Raw genomic sequence first — 4857 nt, forward strand, 5'->3', positions numbered from 1 at the left:
AGAGTCAGCTTAGTAAAATATTTAACTTTCTGGAACTATCAGACTTGCAGACCACCCCAAAAAGCTATACTTAACGACAGGTCATTTTGGACTGGTGTTTTGAGGACTTTTTACGCCGGTGATGACAACCAGCCCTTTACGCCATTGCCGGGCCATCTGGGTCCCCTTAACGATATGAAGTGGATGTATTTTAATAGCATCAACGCCCAGACCAATAACCCGATCAAAGCTTACCAGGCTGTCTTCAGGCTCTTCTCCGGGTAAACCAACAATCAGGTGAGTGCATAACTTTAACCCATAGCGCTTGGCTCTGATCACTGCATCTTCATAATCACTGTAGCTATGACCACGGTTAATGGCTTCAAGCGTAGGATCAAAGCTGGACTGCAAACCCAGCTCAAGCCAGACCTCATAGCCCTGCTCCTGATAGTCCGACAGCAGTTTTAACACCGGATCCGGTACGCAGTCAGGACGTGTGCCCACAGCAAGTCCAATGACGCCGGGCTGAGCAAGAGCTTCATCATAATACCGTTTGAGATCTTCAGGAGAGCCGTAGGTGTTACTGTAAGACTGAAAATAAGCGATGAACTTCCTGGCACCAGTTCGGGCCCCCACCTTCTCCTGAGCCTGCTTAATCTGCTCAGAAATTTCTCCTGCTTTGGTACTGCCAGGACTGAAAGAGGCATTATTACAAAACGTACAGCCACCAATACCTTTAGTGCCATCACGATTTGGGCAGGTAAACGACGCATTCACCGAAACTTTGTGTACTTTTTCTCCGTACTTCTGCCGGAGGTAACGGCCAAAAGTATTCACGAAGCGGGTCATGTCCATAGCGAGTTATTTCGTCATCAAAAATCGCTACAAAATACCGACAGAGCTTTGCTTAGCCTATAGGGAGTTTAACGCATGGCTTAATGGCCAATGCTTAGGTTCTTTTGATGACTATCAAAGCAGAAAGTAAATCGGGGTATGTCGTGAGGTAAACAGGGAAGGACTTCCATGGTTGATCCCATGACCTTCTTTATATAGGCAAAAGCCGTTACAGTGAGAATATAACTATCCCTTAAAAGCTAGCCTGAATTTTTTTTCATTCTTTCCAGAGCTTCCTGAACGACTGCCCGGGCCTCATTTTGACAGGCCTGCATTGCGTCAGGGTCATCGGGAGCTACACGCCATTCAATAATTCTTTTTGCCAGCTTCCTTGCCATCACACCGACAAGATCATCCAGATAAGCCTCATCGAACATAGCCAGCGGCATAAATCTTAAATGAACTAACAATTGCTCAGGTTTATCAGGTTCTTTCATATGTATGGCAAAATCGCCGGCGTCAGACGTGCTTTGACTGATCGTTAACGTAAAATGCTCACCGCTCATAGTATTCTCCCGGCTGTACTAGTTTCAGTTGTCGGCGGTGATACAGGTGGCTTTATGATCTTCAGACCAGCTGTCAGCTCATTAAACCAGGCGGCACTATCAGACAAAAAACAGGGCTTCTATTTTTTTATAATCTCTATTCATAATCTAAACTGAGTTTTATAAGGATTAAAGCATTAGCGAACAATGCCGCCAGAAAAGGCGACATTCTGATAATTTACAAGAAACCAGCTTGCACTGGGCAACGGAGAGCCTGACCATGTCACTCATTACCAACAAGGATGTTGAGAGCCTACCCTCTGATAACTCAGGCCAGGTAGGTAATGTCAAACCGGTAGATCGTATTGATCCAATGCAGTCACAGGAGTTTTCAAACCTTGTACAAAACAAGGAAGAAAATAAGCTTGCTGAAGCAGCTGCTGAAGATGGAGAGATTACCCCTGAAGAGCTCCAGAGACAGATTCGTGAAAACCTGTTTAAAAATGGCTTCAACAAAGCTCTTGAAAAAGCTAAAGAAATAGCCAAAGAGCTCAGAAACGGATAAGGCCATAGCTTGTTGTCATTTTTTTGACAAAAGTTAGTTAAAACTCCGCATTTATAGCTACTTAATCTAATTAAGTGCTCTCAATATAATTATAATTAGTGAATGATATGAATGGTCTCTGCGAGTATTTCATACTCTGCAGGTGATATTGTGCAGTACAGGGATGTGGCCAGCATGTCAATACAGCCTTCCAACATTATACCTCTCAGCCCTAGCGGTGATAACAAGCCACCGCAAAGAGTCCTTTTTTCTGAATTAAACCAACTGGTTCAAGAGATTATTTGTCCTGAAGCCGACACGCTCCTTACCGCTTTATCGACTAAATTAGAAACCAGTCTAGAGGAAATCAAAAATGATCAGGACATGATGCGCTGGATCGATATTAAAAACCGTTTAAAGAAGTCTGAACCTTTAATTAAAAAAAGTTTTATCGATCACTTGACCAGCACAGACAATGAACAGCCTTCACCACAAGAAGGTGTATTAACACTTGAGCTGCTGGACAATTCCGAACTTGACCACCAACTTCTCTGGCTTTCGGCAACCACTAATTTTGAGAACAGTAAAAGCGCTGAACGTATCTGCCAAATCAAAAGCAGTCTCGAGAGCACCTACCCCCAGCATGACGGTACTTACCCAGCCACCCCGGACCGTATCTGTGAAAGTTTCTCCATAGCACTGGAGAGTCTCCATCCAGACCGTGATATTGAACAACAGTTATTCAGCTGGTTTGCCAGCCATTTTAATAAAGCAGCTGATGAACTCTGGCTTAAAGTCGAGCAATTACTTATTAATAAAGGGCTGGGGGCCAAACAGTCATCTTCAGTTGTGCGATCGGAAGCGAACACCGTCTCCATCCCATGTCACCAACCCGTTTCTACGCCCCAACTCCCAAATCGAACACAAGCAGCGACTCAACAGGGTCACTATCCAGACATGGAAGACCCACAGTTCCTGGATAGCTTTGCTGAGAAGCTGGTATCCCGACTGGAAGATATGCTGGCGGAAGATGAGCTTATCCCTGAGGCCAAGGCTAACAGAGTCAGGGCTATTGATCTGGCCAATGTTCTCAGCGCACTGCAACTGGATGCTCTTGAGCAGCACGTTTCGAGAAGAAACCTACATAACTCAGTCATCGATGCTCTGGAAATACAAGGGGTTAACTCAAACCTCTCACGCCATCATGAAGACCTCATCAATATGGTTGGCTGGTTGTTTGAATACATTCTGGATGATCACAACCTACCTGATGACGTAAAAAAAACCATAGCCTTATTGCAGATCCCGATTTTAAAGCAGGCGATCCTGGATGATGTATTTTTAACTGACAATAAGCACCCTGCCCGTCTCTTATTAAACGACTTGACGTCAGCAGGAATGCTGTATTGCAGGGATCCACAACTAAGCAAGCACGTACTACTGCTGATTGAGCATACAGTGCGCACTATCATCTCTGACCACAATGAAAATCCCGATATATTTCAGGATTGTCTTGAAGGGTTTCAATTTAACCTGAATATCATTCTGCGACCAGAACCTGAAACTTCGGAAAACCAAAACCACTCTACCGAGCCCGATGAACAACCAGAAGAGGAGAAAGCAGCAGAACCCGACGATGACAATACGATTAGCTTTCAGGCAGAAGTTCTCACAGAAGAAGACTCCGAGCTTGGAGAGGAGATTATTCTTTCCTGTGGACAGTCGGGGCTCAGTCTGGATGATTCACTCCTGTCTGAGTTCAATTCAGAGGCAACAGAAGGTTCTCAGGAGCTTGAAGTGGTTCTGGATGGACAGGATGCAGTGGAAGATACGCAGGGGCACCATTCCTCATTTGCCCCGGTTATCATTGATGGGCTTCACCCAGGCCAGTGGGTTGAGTTTATTGGCGAAGGCGACTCACACCGCCTCCGTTGCAAACTTGCCCGCCTCAGTAAAGACAGTCATCGATATATTTTTGTCAACCGCTCGGGGATGCGTGTTGCAGAGCGCTCCGGAAGCGAACTCAAAAAGGAAATTGAAGACGGCTCTGTTCATATCATGGAAGAGAACCCCGTTTTCGACCGGGCAATCCAGGCTGTTCTTGAGCGATTCAAAAAGCATTTGTAACGCTGCGTGAGGTTACTCACATTTGTAACAAAAACTGAAATATGTGGAAACTTTTCGCGCCTGTTTATCTCAACACCGATAGAACTATGGATTATTGAACAAGCACCTGACTAAAGCACTGGAGTTTAAAGGCGAAAACTAATTTATTAGTGATTTGTACAGGAAGTTTTATGCTCAATCTGGAAAATTTACACCAAATCACCGACGGTGATGAGGAGCTGCTGGAAGAGTTATTATCAACCTTTTTCCAGAGCACCCGGGAAGACATCCTGAATTTGAAAGCAGCGGTCAACAATCAGCAAACGCCCCTTATTGTCAGCCTTGCCCACCGGATTAAAGGAGGTGCTGCAATCGTCGGAGCGGAACAACTGGCAATACTTGCCGGAGATCTTGAAGAATCAGGACAACAAGTGCAGTCTGAGCAATATGATCCTCTTTTTCTTGAACTGCAGGATACCTTTAACAGTATTGAAGCCATGTACCCTAACCTATGACTGCGCCTGACTGGTCAAGCTGAACAGTCGAAAACCAACCACAACGGCAAATGCCATAAAGGGCGCTTCAATAGCACCGCCAAGAACCTGTAACAGCAGTACATTCTCCTGACTCATCAATAAATAGCTAATAATGGATTGTGAGGATACTAGAGTAAGCAGCAGTACAGTAAAAGGCAAAAACAACAAGGACCACTGCCCCTTCGTCGGGAATGTAATTTAAATTGTGTAAACGCTTGTCGTTAATACTCCAAAATGGAGAATAACAATGAGCGTTGAAATCAACGAAAAACTGGTAGATCAAATAGCCAGTCAGATTAAAACTCAGGATGAT

6 protein-coding genes are annotated in these 4857 nt (G+C 44.8%); 3 read left to right on the forward strand and 3 right to left on the reverse strand.

Features of this window, described 5'->3' with window-relative positions; all coding sequences use genetic code 11:
* Window positions 1–81 precede the first annotated feature (81 nt).
* Window positions 82–834 carry a tRNA modification radical SAM protein MnmL/YtqA gene (gene mnmL, locus AK963_RS25450; protein ID WP_238593850.1) on the reverse strand — a complete coding sequence of 251 codons (753 nt, stop codon included), beginning with the start codon at window positions 832–834 and terminating at the stop codon, window positions 82–84.
* A gap of 239 nt (window positions 835–1073) precedes the next feature.
* Window positions 1074–1379: a hypothetical protein gene (locus tag AK963_RS25455; protein WP_066018180.1), complete on the reverse strand. Its 306-nt coding sequence runs from the start codon at window positions 1377–1379 to the stop codon at window positions 1074–1076.
* A gap of 259 nt (window positions 1380–1638) precedes the next feature.
* Between AK963_RS25455 and AK963_RS25460 the strand changes: the two genes are divergently transcribed.
* The 3 genes from AK963_RS25460 to AK963_RS25470 all read left to right on the forward strand — a co-directional run bounded on the left by AK963_RS25460 (window position 1639) and on the right by AK963_RS25470 (window position 4523).
* Window positions 1639–1923: a hypothetical protein gene (locus AK963_RS25460; RefSeq protein WP_139117656.1), complete on the forward strand. Its 285-nt coding sequence runs from the start codon at window positions 1639–1641 to the stop codon at window positions 1921–1923.
* 174 nt (window positions 1924–2097) lie between these two features.
* Entirely contained in the window at window positions 2098–4029 is a 1932-nt protein-coding gene (locus AK963_RS25465; RefSeq protein ID WP_175404647.1) for a DUF1631 family protein, read from the forward strand.
* Between the two features lie 170 nt (window positions 4030–4199).
* Entirely contained in the window at window positions 4200–4523 is a 324-nt protein-coding gene (locus tag AK963_RS25470) for an Hpt domain-containing protein (RefSeq protein ID WP_066018183.1), read from the forward strand.
* Here the strand turns inward: AK963_RS25470 and AK963_RS36725 are convergent.
* Window positions 4518–4640 (reverse strand): hypothetical protein, encoded by a 123-nt coding sequence (locus tag AK963_RS36725; protein ID WP_274520556.1) that lies wholly within the window; start codon window positions 4638–4640, stop codon window positions 4518–4520. The two genes, AK963_RS25470 and AK963_RS36725, sit on opposite strands and share 6 nt — an antisense overlap.
* Between the last annotated feature and the right edge of the window lie 217 nt (window positions 4641–4857).

The organism is Endozoicomonas atrinae, assembly GCF_001647025.1.
GTDB lineage: Bacteria > Pseudomonadota > Gammaproteobacteria > Pseudomonadales > Endozoicomonadaceae > Endozoicomonas > Endozoicomonas atrinae.

What these genes read in the sequence shown, in the direction of transcription:
- mnmL (WP_238593850.1), bottom strand. Translation starts at nt 834, where the DNA reads ATGGACATGACCCGCTTCGTGAATACTTTTGGCCGTTACCTCCGGCAG.
- AK963_RS25455 (WP_066018180.1), bottom strand. Translation starts at nt 1,379, where the DNA reads ATGAGCGGTGAGCATTTTACGTTAACGATCAGTCAAAGCACGTCTGAC.
- AK963_RS25460 (WP_139117656.1), top strand. Translation starts at nt 1,639, where the DNA reads ATGTCACTCATTACCAACAAGGATGTTGAGAGCCTACCCTCTGATAAC.
- AK963_RS25465 (WP_175404647.1), top strand. Translation starts at nt 2,098, where the DNA reads ATGTCAATACAGCCTTCCAACATTATACCTCTCAGCCCTAGCGGTGAT.
- AK963_RS25470 (WP_066018183.1), top strand. Translation starts at nt 4,200, where the DNA reads ATGCTCAATCTGGAAAATTTACACCAAATCACCGACGGTGATGAGGAG.
- AK963_RS36725 (WP_274520556.1), bottom strand. Translation starts at nt 4,640, where the DNA reads ATGAGTCAGGAGAATGTACTGCTGTTACAGGTTCTTGGCGGTGCTATT.